Source organism: Aquabacterium sp. NJ1 (assembly GCF_000768065.1).
GTDB lineage: Bacteria > Pseudomonadota > Gammaproteobacteria > Burkholderiales > Burkholderiaceae_C > Aquabacterium.
The window spans coordinates 146645-166240 of record NZ_JRKM01000001.1; the positions used below are offsets into that span (position 1 = coordinate 146645).

The window sequence follows — 19596 nt, forward strand, 5'->3', positions numbered from 1 at the left end:
GGCATTGCTTTGCCCCCTTCGTCGCAGAGTCCAAGTCCGCGCGCAACGTACCGTCAGACGCAGGTCGATTGATCAATGCTCTGAAGTTGTGAATGCCACCAAGCGATCGCTTGCGCAAGAATGTCTCTGCAATCCTCCCCAGCATAGGGGCCATCCGCTAGTGGGTAGAACAGCTCGTCAGACAAGGTTGTAGCTGAGTCCTCAGGGATGACGATCACAGCGGAAGATCCCGACATGAAGCCCATCTCATATTCCTTAAGGACTGCATTCCTTTCGCTCTCGATGAACAAGTGAAAGAGGGCGTGACGCTCTTGGTCGGATTGCCATGAACTCCACGCCTGTTTGATGGCAGCTTTGAGCGCTGGCGACGCTTTTGAATCGACCTTGTCAAGTACGTGGCCGACAGCGCGGCATAGAGCCATTGCTGCCACCCAGGTGATTTTGAAGCGCTGAGCATCGCTTTCAAGTTCGAGCAGCTGATGTGCAGCTTCAAGGTCTGCAAGGACTTTTCGCGCAGTTGCAGTCATGTCTATTGGAGCCGAACTGTCTCGATATGTACCAAGTGCGCCATCAAAGCATGGGAGTCCACTTGATGTGGGTTGTGCTCAAAAATGTGGCGTCCCGACGTTTTCAAGTTGCGCGGGAGTGTGAGCGCAGGGCGATGCCAAGTTATCCCCAGTTTTTGTGGATGAGTGATCTGAGTTCACGTTGGTTGTCCGCATTCGTATGCCTCAAAAGATCATGGCGCCACGGCGCTCTGAATCAGTGCCTTCTCATTGTGAAGCCATGGATGATTGGGTAAGTCATGGTGCAATTCAGAAAAGTGTGTCAGGCCACGCCACTGTGCTGCGTCACCAATTACATACAGGCGATGCTTGGCCCGCGTGATGGCCACGTTCAGCAGGTTGGGCTTGCCAGAAGCCCAGGCACGCGCCCCTGACCCGCCCTGACCAGGGGCCGTGCCCAGCACCAGGAACACGATTTCTGCTTCCTTGCCCTGGAAGGTGTGCACGGTTCCGCACTCGATCTGGCCCAACCCTGCATCCTTGATTCGCTTGATGCAGGCGTTCTTGACCTTGCGAAACGGCGAGATCACGAACACCTTGGCGGCCTTGTCCTTGCCTCCGGCCTTCCTGGCAGGTGTGAACGCCGGTTGCTGTTGAAGTTGGCGCAGGCAGTTCACCAGGACATGGAGTTCGTCTTCGATGACCGGATGGCTGGCGCGGGTGGCGCGAACGTCCAGCCAGGCGCTGTCACCGAGCACGCAGGTGAACTTCGTTTTCTGAGGCTGGCCCTGATCGTCCACACGGCCATGCACCATCTGTTCGGCGTAGGCGATGCGGTTGGCCACGTTGAACATGGGATCGTCGCAGCGGCGGTGCGTGCGCAAGGGCATGCCTGTCCAGATGGGCTGAGCCATCTCAGCATCGACGGCGCCGCTGGTGACTCGTGATGTGACCCAGGAGCCATGGCGGGTGACACGGTCAGCCAGGGTCTGAACCGATTCGTCATTGGGTGACCACATGGGGTCCACGGCGTGGCGGCGGCGGAACTCTTCGACCAGCATCAGGGGCACGGTGAACACGGGTTCGATCTGCAAGGGATCGCCCACGAGCACCGCCCGCTGACTGCGCCAGATGGCACCGGCTGCAGATTGCGGGGTGGCTTGTCCTGCCTCATCGATCAGCAGCCAGCCCAGGCTGTCCTGACCCATGCCAGCGAACAGGCGGTCGAAGGAAGCGAGGGTGGTCGAGACCACCGGCACGATGAAGAAGAAGGCGTCCCACAACAGGGGGCGCTGCTCCAAGGGCAGCTTGTCTTTCAGCGAACCGGTGAGCATGCCGTTGACGGCACGCAGGTTGCCGATGAACTTGCCTGCGTTGGCCAGCACTGTCAGTCGGTGCAGCTCCATGGCTTGCAGGAAGATGCGAGCCCGCAGTGCGTCCAGCGCGGGGCTGACCGCCACCGACGCGCGATGGCGCTGATCGGCGGGTAGTTGCCAGAAACTGGCATTGGGGAAGTGCCGCGCCCCGGCGTCGTGTCCGGCTTTCAGCGCACGTTGGTGGCCTTGCAGTTCGCGCTCGGAACCCTGTAGTGTCAAGACCTGGGTGCTGTGCGCCTCGCGCTGTTGCTCAAGCCGTGCCTCGGCCATGGCGCCATCCTGAGCCAGTTGGGCCAGCGCTTCGGTGGCTTGTGCCAAGGCCTGCGTGGGCTCGACCAGCGTGGCGCGCAGCGTCTTCAAGCGTTCGGTGTCTTGGCCAAACCAAGCGCACAGCTTGTCCCACAGTTTGGGCAGGCATTGCGCACGCGCCTGGTCGAGCGTGGCCCGGCGGGAATCGACCAAGGCATGCTGGATGGCCTTGTTGTCCTGAAGTTGTTTGAGGTGGCGACTGGCTTGGTCGAGGGCTTGGGCCAGGGCCTGCACGGCATCACGCTGGGCATTGACCCGCTGTTGGCAGGCATCGATTCGCTGAGCCGCCTTTTCAGCCTGAAGCAAGACGCCACGGCGGGCATCGAAGTCACCCAGCAGCGCCAGGAAGGACTTCTTGGCCGCATGCCATTCGCCCTGATAGCGTGTGTAGTCGTTGCTGGCCGCTTCCAGCAGTTGTTTGATCGACGGTGGCAACGGATCGGCGGGCGCAGGGGTGCTGGCTTGAGCGGTCGCTGGGGCGGCGTCTTCTTGTGTGTTGCCGGGCGCTGGCGTTTCGGTGTTGGGTGCCTGCCGTGGTTCGTCCCGAAAAAATCCCCGGGCGAAAGATCGGCGGTTCCCGGCGTTGCCCAATGCGGCAGCCACCAGGCCCCAGCAGTCGATGGGTTGCTTGTCGTCGTCCACCACCTTCTGGGCCGCGAACACCTCGCGGATCACCTCGTCAAAGTAGGTGGCCGAGGCAAAGTCGCTGTGTACCTTCGCGCGTGCAGGCAGCTCCTGCGTGATGTTCTTGACCGCGTTGTTGTTGGTGCTGGTCACAACGATGGACGAGCCGCCCACCACCTTGGCCTTGAGGGGAAAGAAATTCCTGCCCGCCACGCTCACGCTGTCTTCAAACAGCTCGATGGGGCGGCTGAGCGCGGCGATCTTGCGCGCACGCTCGGTGACCACCTCGGCGATCACGTCGCACAGCAAGGTGGTCTTGCCCGTGCCCGGTGGTCCATTGATGCCCAGCGTGCCGCCATCGCGCCCCAAGGTGTTGAGCACCTGGGCCACCGCAGCCTGCTGAGCCAGCACCAGCGGGGCTTCTGGTGAGGCTGGCCAACGAGCGCTGGGCAAGCGGGCCACGCTCACCAGTTCACCCATGGCCGCGTGGTCGTTCAGGATGTCGATGCGTTGTTCAGATGCTATGGGTGCGCCCAGAAAGGTGCTCAGGGCTTTGCCAAAGGGCTTGTTCTTGCCCGCCTGAGTGATCAGGCGGTTGAGGTCATCCAGGTAGAAGGAGTTCAGGTAGTCGATGGCGGCGTTGAGGCTGTCATCGAGAAAGCGGCGCTTGACCCGTGACACCCGAACCACCACACGCCAGTCCAGGCCTGCCGCATCGGCCCCTGGGCCCAGCAGCTTGCACACGGTGCGCAACTCTTCGTCCAGATCGCTCCAGGTCAAGGGGCTTGGCGCTGGTGGGGTGTCCGGCTGGCCAGTGGGCGGTGTTTGCTGCGCGTCGGTGGCGACGGGCCGCAGGTTGTGGCGTCGTTGACCGAACTCATCCGTGGCACGTGCCAGTCGGGCGTTGACGTTCTCCAGCGGCTCGGAATGCCACAGTGCATCGACCCCGTGGGCAAAGCTGGCAGGCAGGTAGCTGTCGAGCTTGGGGTGGCCATCTTCGTTGGCGACGAAGGCAGCAAGCCAGCCGTTTCCGGTTGCGCGCTGGCGTTCGCGCTCACTGAGGTTTTCCTCGGGGAATACCGATTGCAGCATCAACCGGGAGAGGTCCTCTGTGTCGGCCACGCCCACATAGACGACATGGACGTAGCCATGCTCTTGTGTTGGCTGAAAGTGGGGGTGCCGCCAAGGCAGGACATCGCCGCGTCTGAGCGTGACGATCTTGACCTGGTCGCTGCTGTCCCTGGCCGATGGTGCGGTCGGGATGTTGAAGACTTCCAGATCACGCCAGAAGCGCAGAACAGAATGCGGAGCGGTAGCCGATGCGTTCAACGAAAGACCTCGTTGGTGAATATCGGCGCGTACTTACAGCGTGTCCTGACCGATCAAGGGTGGGAGATCTGCGCGCTTGTCCGCCAGACCAAAACAGTGGAAATGGTACAGCGCTTCAAGGAAGGGTTGTGGCCTCGAAGGCTCTTGTGGGTCGATGGGTTGAAGGCTTGGGGGCGGTGCTTGGTGAAGGCCTGTGGACGACCATGTCTACGACCTTGATTTCAGAGGGACGAATGAGATTCTGAACGCATGGACACGCACAAGGCATGTCCCTCAACCGTGCAGGAGCCCCCCATGAAATTCACCAAGGCAGAAATCGATGCCGTGATTGCGGCATCCCCCCGTACCACCGCGCCCTTGAACAAACTGGTGCTGTCGGCAGACCATCAAGTGCGCCCAGGCGGCAGCACCAGCAAGATGAGCATCGCCGAGTTGGCCGCGTCCATCCTGGACTGCGGTGTGTTGCAGAACCTGATCGTCATCAAGGGACCGCGTGGGCTGTTTGAAGTGTGCGCCGGTGGCCGCCGCCTGGAGTCGCTGAACCTGCTGATGAGCAACGGCGACATCCCCGACAACTACCCTGTGCCCATCCTCATCGTGCCCGCCGACAAGGCGCTGATGGCCAGCCTGTCCGAGAACATCTTTCACGTGCCCATGCACGCCGCCGACGAGTACCTGGCTTTCTCGCGCCTGTTGGGCGAGGGCAAGTCCGTCGAGACAGTGGCTGCGGCCTTTGGTGTCACGCCCCTGGTGGTCAAGCGCCGCATGAAGCTGGCAAGCGTGTCGCCCAAGCTGATGGACGAGTTCCGGACGGATGACATCAGCCTGGAATGCCTGATGGTGCTGGCGTCGGTCGATGACCACGAGAAGCAGGAGCAGGCCTGGGCTGGCTTGCCCCAATGGAACCGCCGCCCCGACTACTTGCGTCAGTTGCTGACGCAGGGCGACATCGAGTCCGACCGTGACCCGGTGGCCAAATACGTGACGCTCAAGGCGTACGAGAAGGCCGGTGGGGCCACACGCCGTGACCTGTTCAGCGACGACGACAAGAAGGCTTACTTGCTGGACGCGCCATTGCTGGAACGTCTGGCCATGGAGAAGCTCAACAAGAAGGCCAAGCAGGTGCGTGCTGAAGGCTGGAAGTGGGTGGACGTGCGGGTGCGCTATGACCGTGACGAGTACACCGGCCACACCGAGTTGCGCAAGACCCGGCGTGAGCCCACGGAGCCTGAGGCCAGTGCGTTGGCCGAACTGGAAACCAGGATGCTGGCCGTGCAGGAGCAACTGAATGCCCTGGAAGACATGGACGACGATGACGCCTATCAGGATGATGGCGCGGTGTACCAGGAGCTTGAAAGCGAGCAAGCAGCCTTGCAACTGCGGCTCAAGGCCATCGACGAGGAACTGAGTGTGTGGCCCGCCGACCTGATGACGCAGGCCGGGTGCGTGGTCCACGTAGGGCACAACGGCACGGCCACAGTGAAATGTGGCCTGATCCGCCCGGAGGACCGCAGCGCCCTGGCTCATGTCCTGACCCAGGGCGCAGGGCAGGCTGGCGAGGGTGGAGGGCAAGGTGACATGCTGTCCGGCGCAGCGGCCAAGGTTCGCCCGGTTCACTCCGAAAAGCTGATGCGCCGCCTGACGGCACACCGGGTCGCCGCCGTACAGGCTGAGTTGATTGCCCGCCCGGACGTGGCCTTGGTGGCGCTCACGGCCCAGTTGGCGCAGAAGCTGTTCCTGAGCCGCGACTACCGCTACCACCAGCAGCCACAGGTGCTGGATGTCTCGGTCACGGACAGCCAGTCTGCGCTGCAATCCGCTGCCGATGACATCGAGGCCAGCCCGGCATGGTTGCGCATGGAGGCTGAGCGCAGCGTCTGGGTGCAGAAGTTGCCCCAAGACCTGGATGCCGTGTTCCCGTGGTTGCTGGCGCAAGACCAAGCCACAGTGCTCCAATTGTTGACCGTGGTGGTGGCGTGCTCGGTCACTGGCATTCAGGGTGTGGAGTCTCCAACCCAACGCACCGATGTGCTGGCAGAGGCCTTGGGCCTGGACATGCGCCGCTGGTGGACAGCCAACGGCCCTTCCTATCTGAACCATGTGTCCAAGATCCGCGTGGTGGAGGTGGTCACCGAGGCGATGGACATCAACGTGGCAGCGCCGCTGGCCGGTATGAAGAAGGATGCCGCCGTGGTGGCCGCCGAGTTGGCCTTGGCGGGCTCCGGCTGGTTGCCGCGATGTCTGAGGGGCCAAGCTGCCTCGGTTGCTGCGACAGGCGAAGTCGGGACGGCCAGCCTGGACGATTCCCATTCTGAGGCCGATGAACTCGCGGAGTCAGCGGCCTGAGCCTCACAGAGCTTTTCCCACCAACCCGGCGCAGACAAGGGCTCTGCGCCGTTGGCGTTTGTCAAGACGACCCCTCTGGCGGCGCTTCGCTCTTGCCATCCACATCCCGTGATCCTGGATGGCGCGGCACCCGCACCGCACCAAGGTAGGCCCCCGAAGCCCGAATGCGCGCATGCCCGGCCAACCGGGACACGGATTGTCTGGCCTGACGGTCCAGCTCCGGTGGCACCATCTGCCCGCCGCGCACCGGGGGCGCGGTCCCGGCCAGCGCCTCATAGTGAGAGATCAGCACCTCATGGCGCAGGCCATGTGCGGTCACCCCCCGTTCTCGCACGGTGATGCCGAACTTGGTCAACACATAGTCAAAGTGCCTGAGGTTTCTGCGCAGGTCATGTGCCGGGTTGCCCATATGGGCGTCCTGGCTGCTGACCACGCCCTGCGCGAATGCCACGGCGGCAAGCCGCTCCGGGCTGTCCAGCGGGATGTGGCGCACCCGGCCTCCCTTGCCCTTGATCCTCGCGTACCGATCCGCCAACTTGTCCTCAGGCGGCAGGCCCGTGGACTCGAAGGGCACGATGCTCTCAAATGGCCGAAACAGCACCGATTCCTTGCGCCGCAGTCCCATGGCGCGGATCAGCCGCAACGAGGCCCCCACAAAGCGGTCGTGCTCACAGACCTGGGCAATCACAGTGTCGATGTCCACCCCTTGTGCCGACCACCCCTTGTCCCGGCTGGCGTACTCATGGCGCTGGTATGCGTCAACGCTCAAGCCGTAGTGGTCTGGTGATCGCACGAAGCCATGCTTGCCCATCCACATGGCCAGCCCGCGCAGAAAGCTCAGGTAGGTCTGGATCGTTGCTGGGGCCAGGTGCTCCTGCTGCCAGACCTGCACCATGGCCCGGAGGTGCTTTTGCCCCAGGTTGCGTGGGTCAGGCACCGTCTTGAACCCGGCCTTCGTCTTCAAGTCTCGAAAGAATCGGCGCAGGAACTGGGCGCGCTCCTGTCTTGTCTTGTGTGAGACGGTTTTGGCCATCGAGGTGTGCAGGGTGTTGAACAGTTCGATCAACACCTCCAGCACCTTGAGCGGTGGCGTCTTGCCCGTGGGGTAGTGGGCCAGGATATCCTGGGGCGACTTCCCCGCCCAGCTTTGGCGGCGTGCCGGTTGGTGCTGACTTGAGCGCCCAGGGCTGGATGCTTCCTGAACCCGGCGCCGTGATGATCTGGGCATTGCGGATCGAGGGGTGGACGAATCAGACATGATGTGTGTCCATGGTCAAGGGCCCGCCGCCCGAACAGCGGGTTGGTCGTGAGTGAAGGTGGAATCCCATGGAAATCGCCAATGGCGCGGATTCCGTCGCCCCATCGGTTCGTGGTCAAGCATTCAGCGCCGCACGCGACCACGACAGGTGCGGCGCCTACCCAAAGGTTTGTCGGTCGGTGTGCCTGCTGTGATGCATCGACACCGGCCAACTCGGTCTTTCTTAAAAACGAAACGGGTGATCCGTCCCAGTCGTGCATTTCTGCAGCCGTGGGGTTGTTGATGCCGACTTGCCTCTGGGGCATGGACAGCATCGGCGCGGAGGTCTGGCCTCTCGCGTCTGTGGTGGATCAGTTCTGGATTCGGCGCGCCATCCACTCGCATGGGTCCACCCCTGACCGAAAGTCCAGGGCGGTGCCGAGTTCATGAGCGAGGTCGCACGGGGAGCCTAAAGAGGCAAACACAACCGTGCGGTGCGCCGAGGCGCGTGCTCAAGGGATGGCGGGAACAGCGGTTCGGCATCGGGTGCCGACAGCGTGCTCGAAGACCATGGCGCGTTTCAGGAACGCCCAACTCGGGGAGTTGGCAGGGCCATCGGTGCATGCACTGCGAAGAAGACCTCAGGGCCATCACCTCAGGGACGATGGCGAATTCCGGTTCAAGGACCGGAGCTTGGAGGGCAGGTAACGACTGCGACGCCTTTTGCTCCATCAGGAGCAGAGCCAGGACGGCTCTCGGGAATCTGTAGTGGACTCGCCAGGAGGCATTCGGTCAAGGAGCGCCGCCGCAATGGCTCGCATTGCTGGAGGATTGCGCGTGGCGAATCTGGGGCGCGTAACATGCCCTTGAGCTGTGCTTATTTACTGATAGGGCTTTAGCGCCAGACAGCCCGTGGGCTTGATATCAAGAAATCCTGCCTCTGGTTCCCAACACAGGTTCTCGATGGGCTCAGATGGACCTCGATGGCGCCTGCCTCGGGCGTGGCGAGAGGGGTTGACGAGTGTCATTCGAATGAGAACGTGGTGACACACGCGACCCCAGAACCCAGAGCGCGAAGGTTTGGCAACAGGCCAATGTCATTGCGGCGCATGCAGGCTGACAGTGAATCTGCACCGATGCCGAAATCATGTGTTCTGAGTCGGGGTTTGCCGTGGCGGGATCGTGTCAGCTTGCTGATGCTGATCGCTCATGAACCCACGCCTTGGAGGCTCATCATGGATTTGATCGTCAGAGCGGTGGATGTCGGATCAGGCAACACCAAATACGTCGTTGGCACGGAGGGCACCGAGATCCGCTGCGCCAGCTTTCCTTCCATTGCCTACCCGAGCGCCAGCGAGACTCAGGCCTGGTCGGCATCCGAGCGGCGCAAAACCGTGTCCATCCCCATCGGACACTTGTTCTACGAGGTCGGGCCCGATGTCCACCTGGTGGCCGATTCCGTGCGTGCAACCCAATTGCACGACGAGTACACCGACACGCCCGAGTACATGGCCTTGCTTCGAGGCGCCCTGCATCTCATGAAGCAAAGTCGCATCGACCTCCTGGTGGTTGGCCTGCCTGTGGCCCTGCTGCACCTCAAGAAGGCGGCGCTGGAGAAGGCGATGATGGGAACGCATGACGTTGGGGGTGGCAAGACGGTGACTGTCGTCAAGGCACTCGCTGTTGCGCAGCCTCAGGGAGCACTGGCGCATTACGCATCGGTGCACAAGAAGATGGCCACCATCGGCACTGAGCAGAGCTTGATCATCGACCCAGGTTCACGAACCTTCGACTGGTTGGTCGCCAGAGGTATGAAGCAGGTGCAGAAGCAAAGCCACTCGTTCAACCGTGGCATGTCGGATGTGCTGCGCCTGATCGCAGCCGAAATCAGCAAGGACATCGGCAGCCCCTATCGCGACCTCGATGCCATTGATCTGGCCTTGCGAACGGGCAAGCAGCCGGTGATTTTTCAGAAGTCGTATGACATCACCAGATTCATGCCCATGGCTGAGGCGGTGGCGCAGCAGGCCGTGTCGGCGATGAAGCAGTACATCGAATCGCCACACAGCTTGCAGAACATCATCCTGGTTGGCGGCGGTGCCTTCCTGTTCAAGAAGGCGGTGAAGGCGGCGTTCCCGAATCACAAGATCCATGAGGTCAAGGAACCCATGTTTGCCAATGTACGGGGCTTTCAACTGGCGGGGCAGAACTATGCGCGGACGGTGATGGCCGCGCCACGGGCTGATCAAGGTGTGACGCCATCGGGGAGCAAGCCATGAGCGCCAACGCCAAGGTCAGTGGAGAGCCAATCCGGCTGGTTTTTGAATTGGCGCGTGCCGATCACCCCAGGCTGTACGACGATCTGATCCAGTTCCCCAAGGGCACCAAGAGGATCAATCGACTGCGGGTGCTTGCTTATGATGGGCTGATTGCTCAGGTCGCTCAGGCGTTGTTTGCTGGGCAAGTTGCTGGCGGAGGCACGCCGCAGACGTCTGGCGAGGATGCCACCCCGCTGACGAATGACCTATTTGGCCCTTCTCTGAAGGAGTGACCCTGCCCTATACCCGTGGGGGCAGGTTCATTTATCGGCGGGCTCCGATTGCAGGATCTCTTCTCGGCTTTCGAACCTGAACCTCATCGGTTCTTGGTCCCCCTTTACAGGGGCTGTGCCGCTCATGTCGATGACCTTGCGAACGGTGGGCCCGAACGTCTCTTCATGATTGGCGATACCCGCGACGGTTGGAAACCAGCCGAGCTCAAAGTTCTCGCCATTTATGAACGATTTGTCTTGCTCATGCATGGGCAGGATGATCTGAAGCATCAAGTTTGAGAATTGCAGGGCAAACGATAGGTAAGGTGCAATGTCGCTGTTGGGATGAGCATGGGCAATGACTTCGTAGTGCTTTTCATACCAATGCACGCGCTCGCTATGTTCCGGGGTCATGGCTGGTTGCTGGCTGTCATCGACGTCCTTCAACTCGACCTTGGCCGATTTCGGATAGAGCCGAAGGTAGGCCTCCAGATCCTCCTCGGTTCGCGGTATGAACACACAGGCATCGACATGCGGGTGATCGGTGATGGTGCTCAAACGTTCAGGCGGAATGCTGAGTAGCAGGAGCACGCTCGCAGTTTCGTTCCCAGTTGTCTTCTCGGTTAGCAATAGCGTCGTTACCCCATCCTGTTCGAACTTGTTGTGGTGCACAAGTTGGTCGACCACGTCACTGCCCAGAGCAGAAGCAACAGACCCAGATAGGTCCTCCACATTGGACAAGACCAACCCAATCTTCGTAGTGTTCTGTTGCGCGCACCACACCTGGCAAGCAGCCCACCCAGTCAATATGGCAGCCTCCTCAGACAACAGGAGGTTGGTATGGGCTCGCGTCAGAGAGATGGCTTTTCCAAATGGCATGAGATTTCCGGTTGTCCTGGCTTCTGCGATTTGACCATCTGGGTTGCGGGACAACCACCAGCATTGGTTGTCCCAAATTCTTAAGAACGGGCTTCTGAGGCAGGGTGTCAAAGATGCAAATATTTTGTGAGAAAATCTGTTCGTGCTCTTGGCAGGAGCCTTCCACCCGTCGATGTAAAGCTGTTGACCAGCGCTGCCGTCTCGCTCCGTCTATTCATTGGACGTGTTCATGCTTGAAGGTGGTGGACGGGTGACGCCTTGCAACAAGCGAGGAGCACATCTTGTCATCCAAGACCATTAGGCCAACCACTGTAGTTGGCATCAAACGGCTTGCCAAAACTCTGGCACGTCAGCAATCCATCCCGCTTAGCCAAGCACAGCAGCAAGCTGCAAGGTTGGCGGGATATGAAAACCTTCGGCATGCGGCCAATTCCGCCCGTCTGTCCGCTCATTCAGAGCAGACATTCTTTGTGACTGCCTATTGGCGGAACCTGACAACTGGCGAAGAGGGGCGAGAGACACTGCAGATGTCACTGGTCGGGCCCGTGTCCCGGGCGCTGGCTTCCGGGCGTTTCCGCTATTGCCGCTGGCTCCATGACTTCAAGTTGCAGGCACCGGATCACCTTGTTTGCCGCTTCGTTGTTGATCGCCGCGATCGAGCCAGAGACTTGGTGTGCGGAGCTTCCCGGGAAGTTCAGTTCATGCAGGCGACTGGACTGATCTCGAAAGGAAAGGTCCCCGGTATGCTCGGCAAGAGCGACCACCGAGATCAACTGCCAGGCAGAGATCACTCAAGTTTCTGGTTCCATGAGGAGTCGGGAGTGGTTGTTCAACTTGACGAGCCATATCTGCCGGCCATTGCTTCCAAAGAAGACGCCCGTCAAGCATGGGCGGATCGCCATGGCTTGAAGCTGGTTAGGACTGTCTGGCCGGGAATTCATAACCCGTCAGGTGGGTCGCAACTCTTTCTGCTCGGGCGGCAGGTTCACGCCAATGTGGTCGAGCACATGGTCGAGCGCTTGAATGAACTTCAGCCAGGGGCCTGCTCGTCTGTGTGGGAGGGTGGTTCCGAACCCTACCGGCCACTTTGGGTATCTCCGGGTGGACAGGCCAAGGAGGTTACAACGCGCCCGCCCCGTGACCTACGTTTGGTGCGAAAGTCAAAGAGTTCTTTGCCATACGGCAGGGTGATGGTGGGTATGTGCAGAAGGCCCAATGGCAGGCTTCCGCTTGAAGTTCACCAAGAGATGGCGCGGTTGCTCAAAGACGCTATCCACCGCTTGGAATGGCGAGCCAGCGCTTCGGGGCCACTGAACACCGTTCGAGACGACCTAGATGAGTGGGTGGCAAGAGAGTATGGCTACGATGAGCTCGACGAACAGACGTACAGCGATCTTTACTTCGGTTCATCGATGGTGAGTGAACCAGCGCCACGGCAACCAACCCCCGAGTTCAAGGGGAAGTTGCTGGTGGACTTGGCTCAAATGGAGAGCCTTCTGACGAGGCACTACCCTCCGTCAGCGCCTTTGCGTGCGCTCACAAACCGTCTTGGAAGTGCAAAGAAGGCCATTGAGAAGTGGCCCCTTGCCGCTACCCCTCGTAGAGGAGTGTGAAATGAGTGATTCAGCTTGCCCGCTCGAAGAGGGGGATCGAATTGACCACAGGATGTTTGGCATGGGGACTGTGGCTGGTGCACCAGTCGCGGTAGTTGGCGGCGACAAACGTCACGGCTTGCGTGACGCAGGATGGGCGGTACCTGTTCAATGGGACGACCCGAACCGTACTGCGGCTAAGGTAATGCACCACGCGCTGCGTAAGGTGTCTTCGCCCGAGTCTCGTCCGTTTACCTATTGGGATCGGCAATGGCAGCCGCTCGTTGATGCGTGGCTGGGTGCAAGACGAGAGGTCGAACAGTTGCAACTGTGCTTCCGACCCTTGCCGAACGTCACTGAGGTCGCTCAAGCCCAGCAAAGAGAGGTCGAGGCATATCAGGCGATGCAGGATTTTCTTGCTGACGAGCAAGGAGGTCGTCATCCTTGAGCATGGATTGCCATGTAGTCGCTTCAGCGTGATCGCTGCACGCTACTGCTAAAGCAGGGAGGGGGCTTGCCCCCCTCTTTTTTTGTTGTCACGCGGATCAAGTTAGTTTGAGAACAACTGGGCACAACAGCTCGGCGCGGCAGGCTTGGTCAAACCCTTTGTGTTCACCTCGTGCAACACAAAGGAATGCCACGGACCGAGCGGCGCTCACCTGTTGTCTGATTTGGCTGCAGACATGGCGGTCCACCAAATCGACTATGCGCCGAACTTCGGCGCGGCCAGGCACCTTCTACATATCTGATCGCGTAGGCAACTTCGGATGAATGCGGCGTACGAGTGAGCCTGTTCCTAGCCCCATGCAGCCGACGAGTGCGGTCGTCCAATTGTTCAGCTGGCAGTCTCACTTAAACTATTGCGTTCGTTTCCAAACAACGGTCATGAAGACGCCACCTGGCTCGGCATGGGCGGCTGATTTCGTGGGATATGCGGAACCGGAAAGCAGTGGTCCACAGCTTTGCCCTGGTACTTTGACGTTGGTGGATTCTTCGATGGCCTCTCCTGAACTCACCGGCGGTGCCGGATTCACATTCGAAGATGCGGTGGCCGCGTGCTACCTGGCCGCTCTTGTCGGCGGGACGACGGCGCCAGGCCTGGGATCGCGCATGATCCGGCGTGTCGCCTTGCAGCAAGCACCAGCTGGAGAGCCGCTTGATGATGTCATCGTTGATGCAGTTCTGCCTGCTGATGGCTCTCGCATGCGCTTGTCGCTACAGGTCAAGAGATCGTTGACCATCTCTGATGCAGCCAGCAATTCTGATTTCCGCGAGGTGATCGAGCGCAGTTGGCAGACGCAGCAGAAGACGGATTTTCGCGAGCACGTCGATCGGGTCGGGGCCGCCACGGGTACCATATCCGATGAGTCTCACCGGAACTTCACCACGGTGTGCGAGTGGGCCCGGGCTTCCGAATCGGCCTCGTCGTTCTTCCAACGGTTCGCGGATGGTGGCGGCGCATCGCAGGCCCACAAGGACATCGTTGACGCGGTGCGCAACTGCGCCTTGGGCAACGGAGGTCAGTTGCCTGAGGAGGCAACACACCGGTTGTTGGCCCACATGGTGCTCATCAAGTTTGATCTGATGCATCAGGGATCGACCACCGAGGCCGCAATCCTGAGCAGTCTGCAGCGGGCCTTGGTGTCTGCCCAGCATGATCGTGCGGATGACCTGTGGCGGCAACTGAGGCAACTTTGCCGCGAAGGCTCGGGGCGAAGAGAAGAGTTCAGCCGTGCTTCCGTACTGCGCCAACTGAACGGGGGACTGAAATTCGTCGGCACTCCCGTGCTGGCGAGCGACTTGCGGGTGCTGAGTGAACTGTCCAGCCACTGGCTGGCGCAGCAGCCCGATGACATTGGGGGGACTCATATCGATCGGGGCGCATTGCGGGAAAAGCTGATCACCGAAATGAGGCGCCACCGCCTGACCTTGATCAAAGGTCTGCCAGGGGTGGGCAAGACGGTTTTACTGCGTGATCTGCTTGGCCTTTACGCCAGCGATGGAACGACCTTCTTGTTGACAGCAAACCGGCTATCGGGAAACAACTGGGCTGAGCACGCAAGTGCGATTGGGCTATCGGCCATTGCGATCGAGCCCTTGCTGGTCGAAGTGATGGCCACGGGGCATGCCGTGCTTTTCATCGATGGATTGGACCGCATCACTCCAGAGCAGCGTGGCGTGATCACAGACCTGATGGCGCAGATCCTCACCAGTCCTGCATTGAGCGGGTGGCGCATTGTTGCGACGGCCCGCGATGCAGGGATCGAGCCATTGCGCAGCTGGGTGCCGACGGCGCTGATGACGAATGGAGGTGTCGGCTATGTCGATGTAGACAATCTGTCACCAGAGGATGCCGAAGCCCTGGCCAATTCCCTGCCCGCGCTGCGCCCGCTCTTGCTGGACGGCGATGAGCGGGTGCAGGCACTGGCGAGACGCCCATTCTTTGCCTCGGTGCTTGCCCGCGGATTTTCCAGTGCGGCTTATCCCGAAGGGTTCGTGCCGAGGTCCGAGATTGACCTGATTCGCGCATGGTGGTCAAGAGGTGGTTATGACGCTCAGGCCTCGCAAAGTTTGGCCCGCCAGAGGGCGCTGATCGAACTTGCGCAGCGCAGTGCACCAGACCTCGGAAGGAACCTTCGGATACGTGACTTGTCGGCGGCCACACAGTCCGCACTCCCCGCGCTGCTGGAGGACGGGCTGGTGAAGCAGGTCCGGCCTGGTCTGACAGCGCAGTTCTCCCATGACATCTTCTTTGAATGGGCGTATCTGCTATTGCTGGAAGATGAGGGTGAAGACTGGATTGCCGCGCTGACCGGTGCGGGGGAACCGCCAGCACTGGCTCGTGTGGTGGAGTTGCTTTCGCAAGCAACCTATGACGAGCCAGACGCATGGGAGCGGCATCTGCGAACCTTGGAGGCCGCGACCTTGTTGCGGCCTCAGTGGCTGAGAGCGTGGCTGGAGGCCCCCGTTTTCAGCCCGAGCTTTGACGCACACGCTGCGAGGCTCACACCCATCTTTACAGAACGAGACCACAAGTTGCTTCGCAAGTGGCTGGTGTGGATGCGGGCCGAAAAGACAACGCCAAATCCCGTGGTTCTTGCCGGTCAGATCGGGCGCGCGGACATGACGCCTGCGGCGCGCATCAAGCTCGCCGATTCGACAGGATGGCCGTCCGACTTCATGGCTTGGCGCAGGTTGCTCAATTGGGTGCTTGACCACATTGCAGACATTCCAGATGAATGTCTGCCGGATGTGGTTGCGCTTTTTGACACTTGGCAGTTGCCGTTAATGGATGTGCCCAATCCGTTGTCACGTCGCATCTTGGATCAGTGCGTAGCTTGGCTTCATGCGATCGAGGATGAACACCACGCTCCCCGGTGGAGGCAAGCCGAAGATGCCGACGGTGATGCCGCACGCCCCCGGGCTCCCGCAGGCGTCGAAACGGAGTTGCGCGGGCTGGTCCTGCGCGCTGCGCGCAGCTATCCCGATGTGGTGGACGCCTACCTGAACCGGGTCGTAGGGCTGGAGCGATTCAGCGGCGAGGCATTTCGAGAGGTGATGGCTTGGGCGACCTTGCTCTCGCAGACGCACCCAGAGCAATTGGCCGCTGTTGCACGAAGCACCTTCTTGGAGGAACTGCCGGACGATAAGAGGGCGCGGGCGCAGCGGGAGTCGGAAGAGCGGGTCAAGCAAATCCATGAAATCCGTGCGAAGCCTGAGGTAGAGCTCACCAGAGGCGAGCGGCGTTTCCTTGAGCACCTGCCGTTCTCCATGCGGTCGAGTGACTCCTTCTCGTACCATGACAGGGCTCAACTCGCCCTCACTGCCGATTTCCAAGGCTACTTCCCGGCGTCGCCCTTGCGCGAGCCCTTTCACGCGCTTTTGACCCATGCCCCAACGGTTGGACGAGCGTTGGTCCGAGACCTTGTCAACCATGCAACCACCGCGTGGCGCCAGTTTCATCATCACGAGCGGCGTGGTCGCACACCCATCCCGCTGGTTTTGAAATTTCCTTGGCGGCGGCAAGAGTTCTGGGGGGCGCCCATTCACTACGTCTGGTCGCGAGGGCATGGCGGCCCAAAGGTGCTGGAATGTGCCCTGATGGCGCTCGAAGACTGGGCGTTCCGGCAATTGAAGGCGGGCCGACCTGCGGATGAGGTTCTGGAAGAGTTGCTGCAAGGTCACACCAGCATTGCCGTCCTCGGCATAGCGGTGACGGTGGCGCTCCATGCTCGGGAAGTGTCGAGGGTGACGCTGCCCCTTGTTTCCAGCCAGCGTCTATGGCGCATCGATTTGGAGCGGAGCGTTCAGGAGAGCCAGCTTCGCGAAGCCGCCTTGATTGGATTCGAACCGCATGAGGCGGCGCATCGCCAAGCAGTGATCGAGTCTGGCAACCTCCCTGTTAGGACGGTCGAAATCCGCTCGCTCGTGCCGCTGTTCGTGCTGGGGGCGGATGAGGAACTGCGCTCTGCGTGCCGCGCCGCGCTGGAACAGTTCCCTTTCCAGCTTGAGCTCGATTATGAGGATCTGGCGCAAGACGAGGCATACCTGACCGAACTACGCCGCAAGGCGGAGCTGTGGGCGGAGTTTGGTCGCCAGGAGAACTACGCAACCGCACCCGTAGCCGATCAGGATGGCATGGTCGCCATTGAACTGCTCAGTCCAAGTCATGAAGCGCCGGATGTGGTCGAGGCGCGCGAGCACTTCGAAGAAATTGCGCAAGAGGCGCAGCTATGGCATTGGGTGCAAAAGTGCTTTGAGGCGGGCGCATTGGTCCCCGATCTTGCCTTGGACGATGCCGCCGAACGTGCCAAGGCGATGGCTTTGGCGGTCGCTGCCGCCACGAACAGGTCACTGTTACCGAAAAATGAGATTGCGCATGGCTGCATATCAGGTACTGCTGCCGTGATCATTTGCATTGGAGGCACTCACGAGCATGAAGATTGGGCAGTTTCTACCTTGTGGTCGTACCGAGATGAGGTCGAAACGCCGCAGGATGAAGTGTTCTCCAGGTCGGTGATTTCGTGGCATCCGAAGATCTTCGTGGCCAGGGCCTTGGCCGCTCGCATCAGGGAGGACCGTTGCGACGGCTCGGAGCGCGAATCCCTTTATCGGCTTGTTTTGCATCCTTTGCAGGTGGTGGCATTGGAAGCGGTGTCCGGTATCGCCGCATGCTGGAACAAGGATCCACAGTTTGCCTGGTGCGGGTTCAACCTGGCTTTGAAGCTTGCCCGCGATCGTCGAGCACCGTCAACACCCCGCGTTGAAGCATCTGAGTGGGCACGGATGGAGGAAGAGCGCAAGAGCCTCGCGTTGGCGGAGACCTTCACTGAACTGTCTGGTCCAGCCTTTCCGCCATTGGCACAGCCAATGCCATCCTGGACCCAGACTCATTCTGAGGGTGAGGCTGGGCAGTCCATGGATGAGGACGGCTGGCGAAGTACGGACAACATCTGGCTCAGCGACTTCGCAGGGGCAGTTTTGCGTCGTGTTCCTATCGACAGCGTCCTGCGCGGACCTGCGTGCGATCAATTGATTGATGCCCTGGAAGGGTTCGTCACGTGGACCTTGGATACGGTCAACCCCTCGTGGCGAACAGAGGGGCGACGTGGGCGTGGTCGAGATGGCACCAGTCTGTTCGAGTGGCAGCGCCAACTGGCGAGGCTGCTTGCAGATGTGATTGAGCAGACACCGAGCGCAGAGTTGCGCCGCCGGTTGCTGGCGCCCATCATGGATCAACCCGATGAAGTGGCGATGCGCATGCTCGCTCCGTTCTCAAGCGCTCTTGCAGCCTCAGCTGTGATTGACGCGCCAAGGATCGATCCACAGGTGCTCAGTGTGCTGGATGCCATCGTTGATAGGGTACTGGAGCATGGCGACTTTCGCAGATCTCGGTACAACGATGGCAGGCTTGGCGGCTTCGATCTGCCCGACTTGATCAAGACCTTGCTGTTCGTGGCCATCACGGGTGCGAATGGTGCGACACGTTTTGCCAACGGGCAATGGAGTGATCTTCCGCAGATCCTGCCGCTTTTGGACAAGCTTGTGCGACATGCCGCCTGGAATCCCTATGTGGCAACGCAGTTCGTGACGCTGTGCGAGCGCGCGGGGGCGGACTATCCTGCGGATGCTTTCGCGGATCAGGTGCTTGCGCAACTTGCGGCGGATGGATTGCCCACGGGCTGGAGGGAAGTCGCCGTTCCTGCAGCGATCGCTGGATTGGTTCAGGGGCATGCCGATCGTCACCACCCCTTGCCTTTGGCGTTGGCAAGGAAGTTGTTGAAAGTGCTCGATGCCCTAGTTGATCTGGGTGATCGCCGGAGCGCTGCCTTGCAGCAGAGCGAAGCTTTCCGTGGTGTACGTCTGGCGACGCCCGAATGAATGTGCATCTCTGGTGCGGGACGATGCATTTGGGCGCCTTGGTACTGACCATGGATCGTCTGGAACCGCCAGCGATAGCGGTGGGGCCGTGCAACCAACGATCTGTTTGGGCCGCCTATCGCTGATCGAGCGTACCGTCCGACTATTGGCCATCCTTCCGTCTCTCCGCAAGGATAAGACTGCCGGAGTGGATCAGGTGGGGTTGCCATCGTGATGGTGACGTAGCCTTCATTCGGAGTTTTGCCAGCGCTTTAAGCCGGCTCGCCGTGTACACTTCACGATGCGTTATGGCTGTCGTTTGACCGGCAACCATCGTTGCAATCACCACCTTCCAGCGTCGGTAAAAATGACGGTAGAAAGAAATCTTGGAACTTCAAAAACCTAGTGTCCATGCGGCTCCCAAGGCGCCGGAAATGATCGAGTGGGAATGAGCGGGCGCTTGCCGCGGTAACCTGCCGGGCAGCTTGCCATTGCACAGGAGTTCCAT

At 60.5% G+C, this 19596-nt stretch carries 10 protein-coding genes; 6 read left to right on the forward strand and 4 right to left on the reverse strand.

Going from position 1 to position 19596, the window contains the following annotated elements; all coding sequences use genetic code 11:
- Positions 1-53: 53 nt before the first annotated feature.
- Positions 54-527 (reverse strand): hypothetical protein, encoded by a 474-nt coding sequence (locus JY96_RS00695; RefSeq protein ID WP_152606320.1) that lies wholly within the window; start codon positions 525-527, stop codon positions 54-56.
- Positions 528-739: 212 nt separating this feature from the next.
- Positions 740-4144: an ATP-binding protein gene (locus tag JY96_RS00700; protein ID WP_052162001.1), complete on the reverse strand. Its 3405-nt coding sequence runs from the start codon at positions 4142-4144 to the stop codon at positions 740-742.
- 294 nt (positions 4145-4438) lie between these two features.
- On the opposite strand from JY96_RS00700, the gene JY96_RS00705 reads away from it, so the two are divergent.
- The gene (locus tag JY96_RS00705) at positions 4439-6490 is read left to right on the forward strand and encodes a ParB/Srx family N-terminal domain-containing protein (RefSeq protein ID WP_081961534.1); all 2052 of its coding nucleotides are present in this window, start codon (positions 4439-4441) and stop codon (positions 6488-6490) included.
- Positions 6491-6551: 61 nt separating this feature from the next.
- Here JY96_RS00705 and JY96_RS00710 read toward each other — a convergent pair whose 3' ends face one another.
- Positions 6552-7718 (reverse strand): phage integrase N-terminal domain-containing protein, encoded by a 1167-nt coding sequence (locus tag JY96_RS00710; protein WP_152606321.1) that lies wholly within the window; start codon positions 7716-7718, stop codon positions 6552-6554.
- A gap of 1244 nt (positions 7719-8962) precedes the next feature.
- Between JY96_RS00710 and JY96_RS00715 the strand changes: the two genes are divergently transcribed.
- On the forward strand, positions 8963-10006 hold the full coding sequence (locus tag JY96_RS00715; RefSeq protein WP_035040616.1) for a PRTRC system protein D: 1044 nt from the start codon (positions 8963-8965) through the stop codon (positions 10004-10006).
- Positions 10003-10278 carry a hypothetical protein gene (locus JY96_RS00720; RefSeq protein WP_035034087.1) on the forward strand — a complete coding sequence of 92 codons (276 nt, stop codon included), beginning with the start codon at positions 10003-10005 and terminating at the stop codon, positions 10276-10278. Before JY96_RS00715 ends, JY96_RS00720 begins: the two co-directional genes overlap by 4 nt.
- Positions 10279-10305: 27 nt before the next feature.
- Here the strand turns inward: JY96_RS00720 and JY96_RS00725 are convergent, their stop codons facing one another.
- Positions 10306-11136 (reverse strand): hypothetical protein, encoded by an 831-nt coding sequence (locus tag JY96_RS00725; protein ID WP_035034089.1) that lies wholly within the window; start codon positions 11134-11136, stop codon positions 10306-10308.
- A gap of 281 nt (positions 11137-11417) precedes the next feature.
- On the opposite strand from JY96_RS00725, the gene JY96_RS23040 reads away from it, so the two are divergent.
- The 3 genes from JY96_RS23040 to JY96_RS00745 all read left to right on the forward strand — a co-directional run bounded on the left by JY96_RS23040 (position 11418) and on the right by JY96_RS00745 (position 19109).
- Positions 11418-12749 carry a DUF5623 domain-containing protein gene (locus tag JY96_RS23040; protein WP_152606322.1) on the forward strand — a complete coding sequence of 444 codons (1332 nt, stop codon included), beginning with the start codon at positions 11418-11420 and terminating at the stop codon, positions 12747-12749.
- A 1-nt stretch (position 12750) separates the two neighbouring features.
- Positions 12751-13176 (forward strand): hypothetical protein, encoded by a 426-nt coding sequence (locus tag JY96_RS23045; protein WP_152606323.1) that lies wholly within the window; start codon positions 12751-12753, stop codon positions 13174-13176.
- Positions 13177-13532: 356 nt separating this feature from the next.
- Positions 13533-19109, forward strand: a complete 5577-nt coding sequence (locus JY96_RS00745; protein ID WP_235333814.1) for an ATP-binding protein — start codon at positions 13533-13535, stop codon at positions 19107-19109.
- Positions 19110-19596 lie beyond the last annotated feature (487 nt).